The 16,490-nt window shown below is 70.4% G+C and carries 11 protein-coding genes; 5 read left to right on the forward strand and 6 right to left on the reverse strand.

Annotation, left to right across the window (positions count from 1 at the left end; genetic code table 11):
* Nucleotides 1-23 precede the first annotated feature (23 nt).
* Complete coding sequence (locus tag OG462_RS18015; RefSeq protein WP_406058768.1) at nt 24-1,412, forward strand: glycosyltransferase 87 family protein; 1,389 nt, start codon at nt 24-26, stop codon at nt 1,410-1,412.
* A 58-nt stretch (nt 1,413-1,470) separates the two neighbouring features.
* Here OG462_RS18015 and OG462_RS18020 read toward each other — a convergent pair whose 3' ends face one another.
* Complete coding sequence (locus tag OG462_RS18020; RefSeq protein ID WP_406058770.1) at nt 1,471-6,444, reverse strand: NAD-glutamate dehydrogenase; 4,974 nt, start codon at nt 6,442-6,444, stop codon at nt 1,471-1,473.
* A gap of 434 nt (nt 6,445-6,878) precedes the next feature.
* On the opposite strand from OG462_RS18020, the gene OG462_RS18025 reads away from it, so the two are divergent.
* Entirely contained in the window at nt 6,879-7,433 is a 555-nt protein-coding gene (locus OG462_RS18025) for a DJ-1/PfpI family protein (protein WP_229314013.1), read from the forward strand.
* 58 nt (nt 7,434-7,491) lie between these two features.
* On the opposite strand, the gene OG462_RS18030 is transcribed toward OG462_RS18025, so the two are convergent.
* Together OG462_RS18030 and OG462_RS18035 are read right to left on the reverse strand one after the other, a co-directional pair.
* Nucleotides 7,492-8,163 (reverse strand): HAD family hydrolase, encoded by a 672-nt coding sequence (locus OG462_RS18030; RefSeq protein WP_406058771.1) that lies wholly within the window; start codon nt 8,161-8,163, stop codon nt 7,492-7,494.
* A gap of 49 nt (nt 8,164-8,212) precedes the next feature.
* Nucleotides 8,213-8,719, reverse strand: a complete 507-nt coding sequence (locus OG462_RS18035) for a DUF6912 family protein (RefSeq protein ID WP_406058773.1) — start codon at nt 8,717-8,719, stop codon at nt 8,213-8,215.
* Between the two features lie 275 nt (nt 8,720-8,994).
* On the opposite strand from OG462_RS18035, the gene OG462_RS18040 reads away from it, so the two are divergent.
* Entirely contained in the window at nt 8,995-9,552 is a 558-nt protein-coding gene (locus tag OG462_RS18040; RefSeq protein ID WP_406058775.1) for an Rv3235 family protein, read from the forward strand.
* Nucleotides 9,553-9,621: 69 nt separating this feature from the next.
* Here OG462_RS18040 and secA read toward each other — a convergent pair whose 3' ends face one another.
* Nucleotides 9,622-12,435, reverse strand: coding sequence for a preprotein translocase subunit SecA (gene secA / locus OG462_RS18045; protein WP_406058777.1), 2,814 nt, complete (start codon nt 12,433-12,435; stop codon nt 9,622-9,624).
* A 239-nt stretch (nt 12,436-12,674) separates the two neighbouring features.
* Between secA and OG462_RS18050 the strand changes: the two genes are divergently transcribed.
* Both OG462_RS18050 and OG462_RS18055 read left to right on the forward strand, forming a co-directional pair.
* Nucleotides 12,675-13,265 carry a GNAT family N-acetyltransferase gene (locus OG462_RS18050; RefSeq protein WP_406058778.1) on the forward strand — a complete coding sequence of 197 codons (591 nt, stop codon included), beginning with the start codon at nt 12,675-12,677 and terminating at the stop codon, nt 13,263-13,265.
* A 252-nt stretch (nt 13,266-13,517) separates the two neighbouring features.
* The gene (locus tag OG462_RS18055; protein WP_406058779.1) at nt 13,518-14,681 is read left to right on the forward strand and encodes a winged helix-turn-helix domain-containing protein; all 1,164 of its coding nucleotides are present in this window, start codon (nt 13,518-13,520) and stop codon (nt 14,679-14,681) included.
* Here OG462_RS18055 and OG462_RS18060 read toward each other — a convergent pair whose 3' ends face one another.
* Nucleotides 14,682-15,434, reverse strand: a complete 753-nt coding sequence (locus OG462_RS18060) for a response regulator transcription factor (protein ID WP_030556504.1) — start codon at nt 15,432-15,434, stop codon at nt 14,682-14,684.
* Nucleotides 15,435-15,642: 208 nt separating this feature from the next.
* Nucleotides 15,643-16,323, reverse strand: coding sequence for a ribosome hibernation-promoting factor, HPF/YfiA family (gene hpf / locus OG462_RS18065; RefSeq protein WP_406058782.1), 681 nt, complete (start codon nt 16,321-16,323; stop codon nt 15,643-15,645).
* Nucleotides 16,324-16,490 lie beyond the last annotated feature (167 nt).

Below are 16,490 nucleotides of genomic sequence, written 5' to 3' on the forward strand. Positions count from 1 at the left end.
AATAAGGACTACAGTGCGGAGGGATGACGAACGATCACCCTCAGTCGCCACAGGGAACCGCGTCCGACACCGACACCGACACCGGCTCCGGAGTCGCGCGAGGCCGGCACCGGACCGGCGCCTCGGGAGGCCGGCGCCGGACCGGCACCGAGCTCCCCCGCCTCACCGGGTCCCCCTTCGACTCGGACACCTTCACCTCCGCCACCTTCGTCACGGTCGGCCGCGGCCCCTACGTCGCCGTCGCCTCCGTCTGGCTCCTCACCCGTGTCGGCATGGTGCTGCTGCTCCTCCGCGACACCCTGGGCATCGGCGGTGTCGGCCGCGAGGTGGACCTCTACCAGCACTGGTACGAGCAGTTCGCGCAGGGCACCTTCCCGCCCGGCGACGTCACCTGGCAGTACCCGCCCGGCGCGGGGCTCGTGATCATGTCGCCGGGCGTCCTCCCCTGGCTGCCGTACTTCCAGGCGTTCGTCGCGCTCACCCTGCTGGCCGACGCGGTCATCACCGTCGCCCTCGCCCGCGCCGACAGCGCCCGCCTCACCCACGGCGCCTGGATCTGGGTCTGCGGCCTGCCGCTGCTCCTGCATCTGCCGCTCGCCCGGTACGACGTCCAGACCACCGCCCTCGCCGTCCTCGCGCTGCTCGCGCTCAACGCCCGCTCGACCGCCTCCCACCAGCTCGGCGGGGCGCTCGCGGGCATCGGCGCGATGGTCAAGGTCTGGCCGGCGCTCGCCCTGATCGGCACCCCCCGGGGCCGCACCACCCGCGAGGCCTGGACCGCCGCGGTCGTGGCGGCCCTCGCGCTCCTCGCCACCCTCGCGCTGCTCTTCTCCGAGTCCCTCGGCTTCCTGCGCCAGCAGGGCAGCCGCGGCATCCAGATCGAGTCCCTGGGCGGCACGGCCCTCGCGCTGGCCAAGGCCACCGGCGTCTGGCCGGGCAGGGTCGAGTTCCGTTACGGGGCCTTCGAGTACGTCGGCCCGTACGTCTCCAGCCTCGGCCACCTCGCCCTGCTGCTCACCGTCATCGCCTTCGGCTGGCTGCTCCTCTGGCGCGTACGGGCCCACCGCTGGACCCCGGCCACCCCGCTCGACGCGGCCTTCGCCGCCGTCCTGCTGTTCACCGCCACCAGCCGGGTGATCAGCCCCCAGTACATGATCTGGCTGCTCGGGCTCGCCGCCGTCTGCCTCACCTCGCGCAGCACCGTCATGCGCCCGGTGGCGCTGCTCCTGCTCCCGGCGGCCGCGCTGAGCTCCCTCGCGTACCCCGTCCTGTACGACCAGGTCATCGTCGGCACCACCCAGGGCCTGACCGTCATGGTGCTCCGCAACGGCCTCCTGCTCGGCGCGGCCCTGCTCGCCGCCCGCCGCCTGTGGACGTCGACGGTGACGGGACCCCCCGAAGAGACCGCGTGAGGCGCACAACGGGAAGGGCCCCGCCGGAGAACCGGCGGGGCCCAAGCCATTCACACGACTAGCTGTGCGTACGAAGCAGCGTGCGCATCGTCCGCATCGCCACCGACAGGTTCGCCAGGTCGAAGGTGTCCGAGCCCTGGATCTCCTCCAGGGTCGTCCGCGCGCGGCCCAGGATCGCCGCGTTCTTCTCCTCCCAGTCCTTGAACCGCTGCTCCGGGCTCGACGTGCCGTTCCCGGCCGTCAGGACGTCCGCGGTCAGCGCCGAGTGCGCCGCGAACAGGTCCTCGCGGATCGACGCGCGGGCCATCGACTGCCACCGGTCGCTGCGCGGCAGCTCGATGATCCGGTCCATCAGGTCGGTGATCCGCAGCCGGTCGGCCAGGTCGTAGTAGACCTCGGCCACCGCCAGCGGGTCCTTGCCCATCCGGTCCGCGATCGCGACGACGTCGAGGATCGGGAAGGCGGAGGAGAAGCCGGCGACCCGCAGCGCGACCTCCTCCGGCACGCCGACCTCGGTCAGCTCGTCGACGATCGACTGGTACCACTCCAGGTCCGCGCCGCGCAGCAGGTTCGGCAGCTGCGCCCAGACCTGCTCGACGCGGTCGCCGAAGAACTCGATGTTCTCGGTGAGCTGGAGCGGCTGCGGCCGGTTGTTGAGCAGCCAGCGCGTACCGCGCTCGACGAGCCGACGCGAGTGCAGCCGCATCCGCGTCTGGACATCGGCCGGCACCTGGTTGTCCAGGGCTTCGACGGCGTCCCAGACCTGGCCGAGACGGAAGATGGCACGGGCGGCGGTCTGCGCCCGGACGATCTCCTCGATCGACGCGCCGGTCTCCTCGCGGAGGCGGTGCAGGAAGGTCGAGCCACCGGCGTTGACGGTGTCGTTGACCAGGACGGTGGTGATGATCTCGCGGCGCAGGGCGTGGTTGTCGACGGCCTCGGTGAACTTCTCGCGCAGCAGCGTCGGGAAGTACGCGTGGAGCAGCCCGCGCAGGTACGGGTCGTCCGGCAGCTCCGTACCGATGAGCTCGTCGGCCACCGTGATCTTGGTGTACGCGAGGAGGACGGCGAGCTCCGGCTGGCTCAGGCCGCGGCCGTTGTTGAGCAGTTCGCGGATCTGCCGGTCGTTGGGCAGGAACTCCAGGGACCGGTCGAGGGCCCCGTCGCGACCCAGGCGGCGCATGAACCGCTGGTGGGCGTGGAGCAGGGACGGCGACTGGGCGACGGCGTTGGCCAGGGCCGTGTTCTGCGCGTAGTTGTTGCGCAGGACGAGCGTGCCGACCTCGTCGGTCATCTCCGCGAGGATCTTGTTGCGCTGCTTGACGGTCATGTCGCCCTCGGCGACGAGCCCGTTGAGCAGGATCTTGATGTTGACCTCGTGGTCGGAGGTGTCGACGCCGGCGCTGTTGTCGATGGCGTCGGTGTTGACCTTGCCGCCCCGGCCCTCGGGGCCGCCGGTGCGGGCGAACTCGATACGGCCCAGCTGGGTCGCGCCGAGGTTGCCGCCCTCGCCGATGACCTTGGCGCGAACGTCCTGGCCGTCGACGCGGATGGCGTCGTTGGCCTTGTCGCCGACGTCGGCGTTCGACTCGGCCGAGGACTTGACGTACGTACCGATGCCGCCGTTCCACAGCAGGTCGACGGGCGCGTGGAGCACGGCCTTCATCAGCTCGGCCGGGGTCATCTTGGTGATGCCGTCCTCGATACCGAGGGCGGCCCTGACCTGCGCGTTGACCGGGATCGACTTGGCGCTGCGGGGGTGGATGCCACCGCCCGCGGAGAGCAGCGACACGTCGTAGTCGGCCCAGGAGGAGCGGGGCAGCTCGAAGAGCCGGCGGCGCTCGGCGTACGAGACGGCCGCGTCCGGGTTCGGGTCGATGAAGATGTGGCGGTGGTCGAAGGCGGCGACCAGACGGATGTACTCGGAGAGCAGCATGCCGTTGCCGAAGACGTCGCCGGACATGTCGCCGACGCCGACGACCGTGAAGTCCTCGGTCTGGGTGTCGTGGCCCAGCTCGCGGAAGTGGCGCTTGACGGACTCCCAGGCGCCGCGGGCGGTGATGCCCATGCCCTTGTGGTCGTAGCCGGCGGAGCCGCCGGAGGCGAAGGCGTCGCCGAGCCAGAAGCCGTACGCCTCGGCGACCCCGTTGGCGATGTCGGAGAAGGTCGCGGTGCCCTTGTCTGCGGCGACCACGAGGTAGGTGTCGTCCTCGTCGTGGCGGACCACGTCGAGCGGCGGCACGACCTCGCCCGCGACCAGGTTGTCGGTGATGTCGAGCAGCGCCGAGATGAAGGTCTTGTACGAGGCGATGCCCTCGGCCAGCCAGGCGTCACGGTCCACGGACGGGTCCGGGAGCTGCTTGGCGACGAAGCCGCCCTTGGCGCCGACCGGCACGATGACGGTGTTCTTCACCATCTGCGCCTTGACCAGGCCGAGGATCTCCGTACGGAAGTCCTCACGGCGGTCGGACCAGCGCAGACCGCCTCGGGCGACCTTGCCGAAGCGCAGGTGGACACCCTCGACGCGCGGGGAGTACACCCAGATCTCGAAGGCCGGGCGGGGCGCCGGGAGGTCCGGGATGGCCTGCGGGTCGAACTTCATCGACACGTACGAGTGCGGCGTACCGTCCGCCGTCAGCTGGAAGAAGTTGGTCCGCAGCGTGGCCTTGATGACCGTCAGGAAGGACCGCAGGATCCGGTCCTCGTCCAGGCTCGCGACCTGGTCGAGGGCGCCGTCCAGCTCCTCCAGGATGCCGTCGGTCAGCTCGGTGCCGGCGCGCTGGCGCTCCGGGGACATCCGGGCCTCGAAGAGGGAGACGAGCAGCCGGGTGGTGTGGACGTTGTTACGGAGGGTGTCCTCCATGTAGTCCTGGCTGAAGGTCGCACCGGCCTGGCGCAGGTACTTGGCGTAGGCGCGCAGCACCATGGCCTCGCGCCAGTTGAGCCCGGCGGAGAGGACGAGCGAGTTGAAGTTGTCGTTCTCCGCCTCGCCGGTCCAGGTGGCGGCGAAGGCCTCCTGGAAGCGCTCGCGGGCGTCGTCGCCGACGTAGTCGCCGCCGTTGCCGGTCGGGGCGGGCATCCGCAGGCCGAAGTCGTAGATCCAGGCGTGCGTACGGTCGGCGCAGCGCAGCTCGTACGGGCGCTCGTCGGTCACCTCGACGCCGAGCCGGTTGAGCACCGGGAGCACGGCGGAGAGGGAGATCGGGTCGCCCGTCTTGTAGATCTTGAAGCGGCGCTCGCCGGGGCCCGCGCCGACCGGCTCGTAGAGCGAGAGCGCGAAGTCCTTGCCGCCGCCGGTACGGGCGAGGGCCTCCAGGTGGACCAGGTCGGCGACGGCCGCGCGCGGCGAGTGGTCGGCCTTGTAGCCCTCGGGGAAGGCGTTGCCGTAGCGGCGCAGCAGCTCGGCGGCGCGCTCCTCGCCGCACTCGGCGTTCAGTGCCTCGCCGAAGCCGTCGGACCAGGAGCGGGCGGCCTCGACGAGGCGGGCCTCGATGCGGTCGACATCGGCGTCGGTGAGCTTGGCCAGCTCGGTACCGGGCTTGACGCGGACGACGAAGTGCAGCCGGGACAGGATCGACTCGGTGTTCCAGGCGGTGAAGTCGACGCTGATGCCGTCGAGCTCCTCCTTCAGGAGGTCGATGATCCGCAGCCGGACGCGGGTCGTGTAGCGGTCGCGCGGCAGGTAGACGAGGGCCGAGTAGTAGCGGCCGTACTCGTCCTGGCGCAGGTAGAGCCGCAGCCGGCGCCGCTCCTGCAGGTACAGGACGCTGGTGACGACGGACTGGAGCTGGTCGGCCGGGGTCTGGAACAGCTCGTCGCGCGGGTACGTCTCCAGGATCTGGAGCAGGTCGCGGCCGTCGTGGCTGTTCGGCGAGAAGCCGGCGCCCTCCAGGACCTCCTGGACCTTGCGCTTCACGACCGGGACCCGGCGGACGGACTCGGTGTACGCGGCCGAGGAGAACAGGCCGAGGAAGCGGCGCTCGCCGATGACGTTGCCGTCGGCGTCGAACTTCTTCACACCGACGTAGTCGAGGTACGAGGGGCGGTGCACGGTCGAGCGGCTGTTGGCCTTCGTCAGGATCAGCAGCTTGTGCTCGCGCGCCTTGGCCCGGACGTCCTCGGGCAGCCGGCTGAACGAGGGCGAGACGGGGTGGGCGTGGTGGCCCTCGTCGTCGCCCCCGTGCTGCGGGTCGGAGCGCAGGATACCGAGGCCCGTACCGGGCACGGCGGACAGTGCGTCACCGTTGACCAGCTCGTACTCGCGGTACCCGAGGAAGGTGAAGTGGTCGTCGGCGAGCCAGCGCAGCAGCTCACGGGCCTCCTCCACCTCGGTCGGACGCAGATCGGAGGCGGTGGGCTCGGCCGGCAGGCCCTCGGCGATCCGCATGGCGGCGTCGCGCATCTTGTCCCAGTCCTCGACCGTCTCACGGACGTCGGACAGGACGCGCAGCAGATCGGCGGTGATCTGCTTGAGGTCGGCACGGTCGGTCTCACGGTCGATCTCGACGTGGATCCAGGACTCGGTGAGCGCGTCGTGCGGCAGGTCGCCCTGGATCTGCGCCGACAGGACCTCGATGAGCCTGCCGGTGACATCGCGGCGGACGAGGACCTGCGGGTGGATCACGACGTGGATGCCGCGGCCCTGGCGCGAGAGCTCGTTGGTGACCGAGTCCACGAGGAACGGCATGTCGTCGGTGACGACCTCGACGACGGAGTGGCTGCTAGTCCAGCCGTTCTCCTCGACCGTCGGAGTGTGGACACGCACGTTCGCCGTGCCCTGCGGACGGTTCTCCGCGAGCCGGTAGTGCGAGAGCGCGGCACCGAACACGTCGACCGGGTCCCGGTCGCCGAGGTCCTCCGGCGCGGTGTGCAGGTAGTAGCGCTGGAGGTACTCGAGCACCGTGTCCCGGTCCGGGCGCTCCCCGGCACCCTCCGGGCCCGTCGGAAGTCGCCCCCCGACCGGGCTGTGCTCAGCTACCCGAGCGGCCCTTTCGAGCAGCTCGGCCTTGGCTTCGTCCAGCTTGGTCTGCATGTCCTCTGACTCCTGTCGCGCGCCGTTGCGTGACGTCGGTGGAAGAAAGGACACAACGACGCCTCGACGCGGTGATTCCGGTCGAAGACGACGCTATGCCCGAATGAGAGATGCCCGGGTCGTTATCGGCCACGGAGAGCGGCGCGCCCGGACGGAAGGGATCGGCGAACGCACGGTCGGCCCGGCCGCTGTCGCGGACCGGGCGGCAGCCGGGGGCTTCACTGCCCCCTCGGCGTATCGCGCTGATCACGGGAAAAGCCTATCTCCCCCGACCCCCGAACCGTCATGAGCCGTATGTGTACAAAAGAGGGGGTGGAAGTTTGACGTTATGGACAGCGACACATGTCCTCTTGGCAAAGCGCCCCGACGCGGGCAGCGTGTACGCGAGCATGGGCGCAGCACGGCAGACCGACCATCTGTGATCTGGGAGAGCCATGGCGAAGATCCTGATCGTGACCGGAGACGCGGCGGAGTCGCTGGAGGTGATGTACCCCTACCAGCGGCTGCTCGAGGAGGGTTACGAGGTCGACATCGCGGCCCCGGCCCGCAAACAGCTCCGGTTCGTCGTCCATGACTTCGAGCCCGGCTTCGACACGTACACGGAGAAGCCCGGCTACACGTGGCCCGCCGACCTGGCCTTCTCGGAGGTCGACCCGGGTGCGTACGTGGCTGTGGTGATCCCGGGCGGCCGGGCGCCGGAGTACCTGCGCAACGACCCGGAGCTCCGCAAGATCCTCAAGGCCTTCTTCGACGCGGACAAGCCGGTGGCCCAGATCTGCCACGGACCGCTCCTGACGGCGGCGGTCGGCGGTCTGGAGGGCCGCCGGGTCACGGCGTACCCGGCCCTGGAGCTGGACATGCAGGCGGCCGGTGCGACTTTCCAGGACAGCGCGGCGGTCGTCGACGGCCTCCTGGTCTCCTCCCGGGCCTGGCCGGACCACCCCACCTGGATGCGCGAATTCCTGAAGGTCCTCCGCGCGAAGGCCTGACCGGGGCCACTGCCCCAGGGATGGCTGCGGCCGGTGCGCCGGCCGCAGCCGTGAACGACTAGACCAGCTCCTCCGCGACAGCGACGGCCTCCTCCAGGGAATCCACCACCGGCACCCCCACCCGCGACAACGACGCCCGACTGTGCGACCCCCCGGTGAAGAGCACCGCCTTCGCCCCCACGTGCGCCGCCGCCACCGCGTCATCGGCGGCGTCGCCGATGACGACGACCCGCTCCGCCGGGACACCCTCCAGCGCCGCCAGGTGCCGGACCATGTGCCCGGACTTCCCGTCCGTCGAGGCGTCGACCCGCCCGTCCATCCGCACGAACCGCTCCGCGATCCCGTGCCGGCGCACCAGCGGTATCAGCTCCGCGTGCGGCGCGAGCGACAGCAGCGACTGCGTGAACCCGGACTCCTGCCGCGCCGCGAGCAGCTCCGCGGCCCCGGAGGTCAGCCCGCAGGCCTCGGCCCGCTCCCAGTAGTGCCGATGGAAGGCGCCGTCCATGACGGACCACTCGGCGTCGGTGGGCAGCCGCCCCATGAGCCGCTCGTAGAACTTGGGCACCGGCACCGTGTAGAGCTCGCGGTACTGCTCAAGAGTGATCGATTCGAGCCCGAGCTCGGCGAACGCGGCGTTGGTCGCCCCGATGACCGCGCCGATGTCGTCGAGCAGTGTGCCGTTCCAGTCCCAGACCAGATGCTTGCCGCGCAAGCCGTCGTGCTTCCCCATGAGAAAGACCGTACCCGGCGACGCCGACACTCAAGATTCCGGAGAGGGCTCAGCCCAGCAGCCCGGGAATCTCCTGCACCCCGAACCACAGCAGCTCATGGTCCTCGGCCCCGTCGACGACGAACCGCGCGTCGTCGTCCCCCTGGTCCGCGGCCCCCAGCGCGTCCGCCGCCGCCGTCACGTCCGCCGCCGCGTCGTCCGCGTCCGCGTGCACCGCCGCCGCCTTGGCGAGCCGTACGGGCCCGGCGATCCGCACCTCGCCGATGGAAGCGGCGTCGAGCCCCCGGTCGGGGTCGGTCGCCGCGTCCTTGTCGGCGACGTCGACGGCGACGACGATCCGGCGCCGGGGTGCCTCGGGATCGCCGGCCAGGAGGCGCAGGGAGGCGGACGCGGCCCGGTTGAGCGCCGCGTACTCCAGCTCCTCGATGTCGTCGGAGACGTACCACTCGCGCAGGGCGGGGGTGACGGCGTAGGCGGTCAGCGGACCGGGGCCCAGCTCGCCCGCCTTGTGCGCCTGTGCGAGACCGGGGAGGGTCAGGGGGACGTACACGCGCATGGCTGGCCGCTTTCGTAGACGGAGAGGCCCTCAGGATACGTGCGGAGTCCCCCTTCGGGGTGGCCGACCGACGTCGGCGTACGTCCACCGCAGAAGGCGGCTCCCGGGACCCCGGAGAGCCGGTTTTCCCTCGCGTCACCCGGATAGGTGATTCGGTTTTCGACCGGTCACGTCGCGGCGGACTCCTTGCGGGCCCGCGGAGCCCACCCGTACAAGATCCCCAACGGAAAGTTACCGACCGGTATCACTTGGTTACGAAACGACAGGGGCCCGCCATGACCGCCGCACTCACGACGCAGCCGCAGACCCAGCCGCAGCCGCCGCACCCCGCCACGGCGACCACCCGCCCCCGCACGCCCCGCCCCCGCACGGCCCCGGGCGGCCCGGCAGGCACCCGCCCCCGCGGCCCCGCAGGCACCCACCCCCGCACGAGCAGCCCCCGCACCCTCCCTCCGCACACCGTCTTCGCCGAGCGTCTCCTCGCCGTGCTCAGCGGCGAACGCCCGGTCCACTGGATGCTCGGCCACACCGTCGGAGACGCGTACGAGCAGCTCGTCCGGATCGCCCCCGAGACGCCCCTGCGTTCGCTCGGCCCCCGCCCGGTCCTGCGCCGCTGCTCGGTCCAGCTGGACGACGACCGGACCGCGGTGGAGGCCTTCGCGACGATCGCCACCGGCCCCCGCGTCCGGGCCATGGCGTTCCGGCTGGAGCGCGGCGCCGACCAGCGCTGGCGCTGCGCCGCCGTGGAACTCGACGGCCTCGGCACGACGACCCGCCCCACGGACCGCCCCACGACCCGCCCCACGGCCCAGCCCACGGACCGCCCCGCATGACGAAGGGGCCGGCCGCCCACCGGGCAACCGACCCCTCCGCGAAGAACTCACCGCGTCAGCGGCTCCAGGTCACTTCTTGCGGCGACGCCCGCCGCCACCCGCGTTCTTCTGCGCCTTGCGACGCTCCGCACGCGTCATCCCGTCACCGGAGTCGACGTCGTCCGAGGCGAAGTCGCCCTCGACGACACCGCCGTCACCGTCCACCGTCGGCGCGGAGAAGTGCAGCCGGTCCGGCCGCTGCGGGGTGTCGAGCCCCTTGGCGCGGATCTCCGGACGCCCGGCCCCGGCCGGAACCGCGTCCTCCTTGTCGAGCGACGGACCGCTCGCCTGCACCGGGACCTCCTCGACCTGCTGCTCGACCTGGACCTCCAGGTTGAACAGGTAGCCGACGGACTCCTCCTTGATGCCCTCCATCATGGCGGTGAACATGTCGAAGCCCTCGCGCTGGTACTCGACCAGCGGGTCCTTCTGCGCCATGGCGCGCAGGCCGATGCCCTCCTGGAGGTAGTCCATCTCGTAGAGGTGCTCGCGCCACTTGCGGTCCAGGACGGACAGGACCACGCGACGCTCCAGCTCACGCATGATCTCCGAGCCGAGCTGCTTCTCCCGCGAGTCGTACTGCTCGTGGATGTCGTCCTTGATGGACTCGGCGATGAACTCGGCGGTGATGCCCGCCCGGTCCCCGGCCGCGTCCTCCAGCTCCTCCACGGTGACCTTCACCGGGTAGAGCTGCTTGAAGGCGTTCCACAGACGGTCGAGGTCCCACTCCTCCGCGAAGCCCTCGGCGGTCTCCTGGCGGATGTAGTCGTCGATCGTGTCGTCCATGAAGTGCTGGATCTGCTCGTGCAGGTCCTCGCCCTCCAGGACGCGGCGGCGCTCGCCGTAGATGACCTGGCGCTGCCGGTTGAGCACGTCGTCGTACTTCAGGACGTTCTTGCGCGTCTCGAAGTTCTGGGTCTCGACCTGCGACTGGGCGGAGGCGATCGCCCGCGTGACCATCTTGTTCTCGATCGGCACGTCGTCCGGCACGTTGGCCATGGCCATCACGCGCTCGACCATCTGCGCCTTGAACAGGCGCATCAGGTCGTCGCCGAGCGAGAGGTAGAAGCGGGACTCGCCGGGGTCGCCCTGACGGCCGGAACGACCGCGCAGCTGGTTGTCGATACGGCGGGACTCGTGGCGCTCGGTGCCGAGCACGTACAGCCCACCGAGGTCCTTGACCTCCTCGAACTCCGCCTTCACGGCCTTCACGGCACGCTCCAGGGCGGCGGGGAGGGCCGCGGCCCACTCCTCGACGTGCTCGACCGGGTCGAGACCCGCCTGGCGCAGCTCGGCCTCGGCGAGGTCGTCCGGGTTGCCGCCGAGCTTGATGTCCGTACCGCGACCGGCCATGTTCGTGGCGACGGTGACGGCGCCGCGGCGGCCGGCCTGGGCGACGATGCTGGCCTCGCGGTCGTGGTGCTTGGCGTTGAGGACCTCGTGCTGGACACCGCGCTTGGACAGCTGCTGCGAGAGGTACTCGGACTTCTCGACGGAGGTCGTGCCGACGAGGATCGGCTGACCCTTCTCGTGCTTCTCCGCGATGTCGTCGACGACGGCGGCGAACTTGGCGACCTCGGTCCGGTAGATCAGGTCGGACTGGTCCTTGCGGATCATCGGCCTGTTCGTGGGGATTGGGACGACGCCCAGCTTGTAGATCTGGTGGAACTCGGCGGCCTCGGTCATGGCCGTACCGGTCATGCCCGAGAGCTTCGAGTACAGCAGGAAGAAGTTCTGCAGGGTGATCGTGGCGAGGGTCTGGTTCTCGTCCTTGATCGCCACCCCTTCCTTCGCCTCGATCGCCTGGTGCATGCCCTCGTTGTAGCGGCGGCCGGCGAGGATACGGCCGGTGTGCTCGTCGACGATCATGACTTCGCCGTCCATGACGACGTAGTCCTTGTCCTTCTTGAACAGTTCCTTCGCCTTGATGGCGTTGTTCAAGTAGCCCACGAGCGGGGTGTTCACCGACTCGTAGAGGTTGTCGATGCCGAGCCAGTCCTCGACCTTGGCGACACCGGCCTCGTGGATGGCGACGGTGCGCTTCTTCTCGTCGACCTCGTAGTCGCCGGTCTCCTCGATGCCCTTGAGCTGGTTGCCGGGCTCGCCCTTGGAGAGGCGGGTGACGAGCTTGGCGAAGTCGCCGTACCACTTCGTCGCCTGGTCGGCCGGGCCGGAGATGATCAGCGGCGTCCGGGCCTCGTCGACGAGGATGGAGTCGACCTCGTCGACACAGGCGAAGTTGTGGCCGCGCTGGACGAGCTCGTCCTGGGACCACGCCATGTTGTCGCGCAGGTAGTCGAAGCCGAACTCGTTGTTCGTGCCGTACGTGATGTCGCAGCTGTACTGCTCACGGCGCTGGGCCGGCGTCATGTTGGCGAGGATGCAGCCGATGGACAGACCCAGGAAGCGGTGCACCCGGCCCATGAGCTCGGAGTCACGCTCGGCCAGGTAGTCGTTGACCGTGATCAGGTGCACGCCCTTGCCGGAGAGCGCGTTGAGGTACGCCGGGAGGGTACCGACGAGGGTCTTGCCCTCACCGGTCTTCATCTCGGCGACATAGCCGAGGTGGAGCGCGGCTCCACCCATCAGCTGGACGTCGTAGTGGCGCTGACCGAGGACACGCTTGGCGGCCTCGCGCACCGTCGCGAAGGCCTCGGGCATCAGGTCGTCGAGGCTCTCACCGTCGGCGTACCGCTGCTTGTACTCATCGGTGAGCGCCCGCAACTCGGCGTCGGAGAGGTTGACGAAGTCCTCTTCGATGGAGTTGACCTGGTCCGCGATGCGGTGCAGTTTGCGCAGGATCTTTCCTTCGCCTGCACGCATGAGCTTGTTGAAGACGGACACTGAGGCTGGTCTCCTTGCCGATCGGGCCTGGCACTGGGTCTTGTCATGGACGCGAGCGCGGGCACGGCAGGTGGTCCCCACCGCAACGGCCATCGTAAGCGAGACCGCCCTCGCGAAGGGAGGCCCACAGTGCCGGAGCCGTACGTCCGCCCGGAAAGAGAACGCACGAGGTGGGCGGAAGGTGCCGCCCCACCCGAAAAGTGTTCGCATCCAGCCCGGCGGCTCACCAGAATCCAGACATGGAGCCGATCACCCTCACCACCGAACGACTGCGGCTGCGGAACTTCGTGCCCGCGGACGCCGACGCGGTGTACGCCATCTGTCAGGACCCGGACATCCGGCGCTGGACCGTCGTCCCCGACCCCTACACGCGGCAGGACGCCGAACTCTTCCTGAACCGGCTCGTGCCCGACGGCTGGCGTGAGGACACCGAGTACACGTTCGCCGTCGAACCGCTGGCCGGCGGCCCGCTGCTCGCCGCCGTCACCCTCAGCAGTCGCGGCATGGGCGTCTGGGAGGTCGGCTACTGGCTGGCCCGCGAGCACCGCGGCAGCGGCTACATGACGGAGACCGTCCGGGCCGTCGCCCACTGGGCCTTCACCGGGCTCGGCTGCACCCGCCTGGTCTGGCGCGCCGAGCTCGGAAACGCCGGCTCGCGCGCGGTGGCCGAGCGGGTCGGCTTCGTCGTCGAGGGCGCGCAGCGCGCCGGCCTCACCAACAAGGGAACGCTCCGGGACAGCTGGATCGCCGCCCTGCTCCCCTCCGACTTCGGCCTCCCGAGCCCCCTGCCGTACCTCCCGTCCCGCGAACTGCCCGCCTCGAAGTCCTAGGGGGTGTCTTGTCGATCACGCCGCTCGATCGCGCCGCGAGCCCGGCCCGATCGGCAAGACACCGCCCAGGTCGGGTCCGGCGGATCAGCGCCGCGGCCCCGGCCATGATCCGCCGGACAGGCCCGGATCAGCGCCGCGGCCCGGGCCAAGATCCGCCGGGCAGGTCCTGGGCCCACCGGCGCCCGGCTCGGGGCCCTGCCCTGACCTGCGACGCGAGCTCGACTGTCAGTGCCGGGGCCTAGGGTGCCGTCCATGACGACTGTGCCGCGCCCCGCCGCCGAACTGTCCGCCGACGAAGCCCGCCGGATCGCGCTGCGCGCCCAGGGCTTCCTGGGCGCGCCCGATCGCCGCGCCGGGGTGCGCGGGGTGCTGCGCGGGCTGGGCCAGGTCCAGCTCGACACGATCTCCGTCCTCGCCCGCTCCCACGAGCTCATTCCGTACGCGCGCCTGGGCGCCGTCGGCCGCAGGACGGTCGAGGACGCCTACTGGACCGGGGCGCACGCCTTCGAGTACTGGTCGCACGCGGCCTGCGTGCTGCCCGTCGAGGAGTGGCCGCACTTCGCCTTCCGCCGGCGCGCCTACCGTGACCGCCCGCACTGGGGCCACGAGCTGTCGGCGGGGGCGTACGACAAGGTGATCGACCAGCTGCGGGCCGAGGGGCCGCGGACGGCGACCGAGCTGGGCGGCGCGAAGAACAAGGGCGAGTGGTGGGACTGGTCCGACGGCAAGATCGCCGTCGAGCGGGCGCTGATGTACGGCGAGGTGGTCGTGGTCGAGCGGCGCGGCTGGAAGCGGGTGTACGACCTGGCGGAACGGGCGATCCCGCAGACGCTGCTCCACGACGACCTGGACGACACCGAGTGCGTGCGCCGGCTCGTCCGGCAGGCGGGCGAGGCACTGGGCGTGGGCACGCGCGCGGACATCGCCGACTACCACCGGCTCAAGGGGGAGCAGTTCGACGCGGTGGTCGAGGCGGCGGGCCTCGTGCCGGTCACGGTGGCGGGCTGGGGGAAGCCCGCCTGGGCGGACCCGGCGGCGCTGGCCTCGGAGCCGCGCGGGCGGCACCGTACGACTCTGCTGTCGCCGTTCGACTCGCTGATCTGGGAGCGGGCCCGCACGGAGCGGATCTTCGGCTTCACGCACCGCCTGGAGGCGTACGTGCCGAAGCAGAAGCGGGTGCACGGCTACTTCGCGATGCCGGTCCTCGCCGGCGGCCGTCTGGTCGGCCGGGTGGACCCGGCGCGGGAGGGCGGGACGCTCGTCGCCCGCCAGGTGACGCTCGACGGCCCGAAGGCCGTGCCGGCAGTGGCGCGGGCGCTGCGCGAGGCGGCCGAATGGGTGGGCTGCGACGCGGTGAAGGTGGAGCGGGTGGACGCCCCTGAGCTGGCGAAGGACCTGGTGGCGGCGCTGGGCTAGCTACCGGATCTCCAGGATCTTCTCCCGCATCGCGTAGACCACGGCCTCCATCCGGGAGTGGAGCTGCAGCTTCTCCAGGATGTTCCGGACGTGGTTCTTCACCGTGTTCTCGGAGATGAACAGCTCCTTGGCGATGTCCCGGTTGTTCATTCCGGTCGCGACGAGCTTGAGGACCTCCAGCTCACGGTCGGTCAGCCGGGGCGCGGGCACGAGCCTGCGCTCGTCGGTGCGCTGGATCATCGACTTGAACTCGGTGAGGAGCTTCGACGCCATCGAGGGGCTGATCTGCGACTGCCCGTCCGCGACCGCGCGGATGGCCGTCGCGACCTCGTCGGTGGAGATCTCCTTGAGGAGGTAGCCGGTGGCACCGGCCTTGATCGCGTCGTAGAGGTCGGCCTCCTCGTCGCTGATCGTCAGCATGATGATCTTCGCGCTGGGGGCCACCTCCTTGATGGAGGTGCACGCCTCGATGCCGCCGCGCCGGGGCATCCGTACGTCCATCAGGACGATGTCGGGCAGCAGATCGGCCGCCTTGTCGACGGCCTCCGCCCCGTCTCCGGCCTCCCCGACGACCTGGATGTCCTCCTCCTGCGCGAGGACGATCTCGAGTCCGCGGCGGAAGAGGGCATGGTCGTCCACGACGAGCACCCGGATCGGCTCCTTGCGGAATGCACCGCTGTCCGAATCCGATCCCTCCGGGACCGCACTGCCGTGCTCGCGCCCGCTGAGCACCGGCCCGAAGCTGTCCGCCATCGTTCCTCCCCCTGAAGGCCGTGGCCTGAATTCGTTTCCGGTCCTTCAACCGATACTCAGGGAGCACCGGTTGGCGTGCACTCCATGCTTTCATGCCCCGGCGGCAATGGCGTGATCCGTGGGCGCACGGGGGTGCCCCTGGGGGCGCGAAGGGCGCTCCAGGGGCACCGTGAGGGGTAACTGGGGTATGGGGGGCGCGGGGCGGCCGTCAGCCGCCGAGCGCACCGCCGGCGCCGCCACCCTCGGCGAGCGGGTCGCTCTCCACGTGGATGACGCCGTAGTCGTAGGCGTGTCGGCGGTAGACGACGCTCGGCTGCTTCGTGTCGGAGTCGACGAAGAGGTAGAAGTCGTGTCCGACCAGCTCCATCTCGTAGAGAGCCTGGTCGAGCGTCATCGGTGCGGCCCGGTGGGTCTTCTCGCGGACCACCAGCGGGCCTTCGCCCTGGACTTCGATCGAGCCCATCATCGTGGTGGGCACCTTGTCGGCCTCGTCGGCGACGAGCTGGCCGTCTCCGTTGAGCTGGGCGGCGCCGGGCACCACGTCCCCGACCTCCGCCGCCGAAAGCCTGCCGTTTCCACGGCGGGTGTACCGCTTGTCGTGCTGCTTCCGCAGTCGTGCCTCGAGCTTGTCGCTGGCGAGGTCGAGCGCCGCGTACGGGTCCGCCGCCGCGGCTTCGGCCCGGATCACCGGGCCTCGGGAGTGGAGGGTGATCTCCACGCGGTCGGACCTGTCGGCCTGCCGCGGGTTGTGTTCCTTGGACACCTCGACGTCGAGGCTGATCACCTTGCCGTCGAGCTTCTGGATCCTCTCCAGCTTCAGCTTCTCGGCCACGTGCTTACGGAACCGCTCGGGCACCTCGGTCTTGCGGCCCTTGACGACGATGTCCACGCAGAACTCCGTTCCCGGATCGCCCTGATCGGCTCTCTCGGCCGCCGGGCATCTCCCTTTGCACCAGACTCCGGTGGTTACCGGAGCTCGGACTTGGCGACTTTCACCTCCTCCTCCCCAGTCGACAAGATCCCCACCCCATCGACAAGAGGTTAATTCGCCCTGAA

The sequence above is a fragment of the Streptomyces sp. NBC_01077 genome (genome assembly GCF_045162855.1).
Classification (GTDB): Bacteria; Actinomycetota; Actinomycetes; order Streptomycetales; family Streptomycetaceae; genus Streptomyces.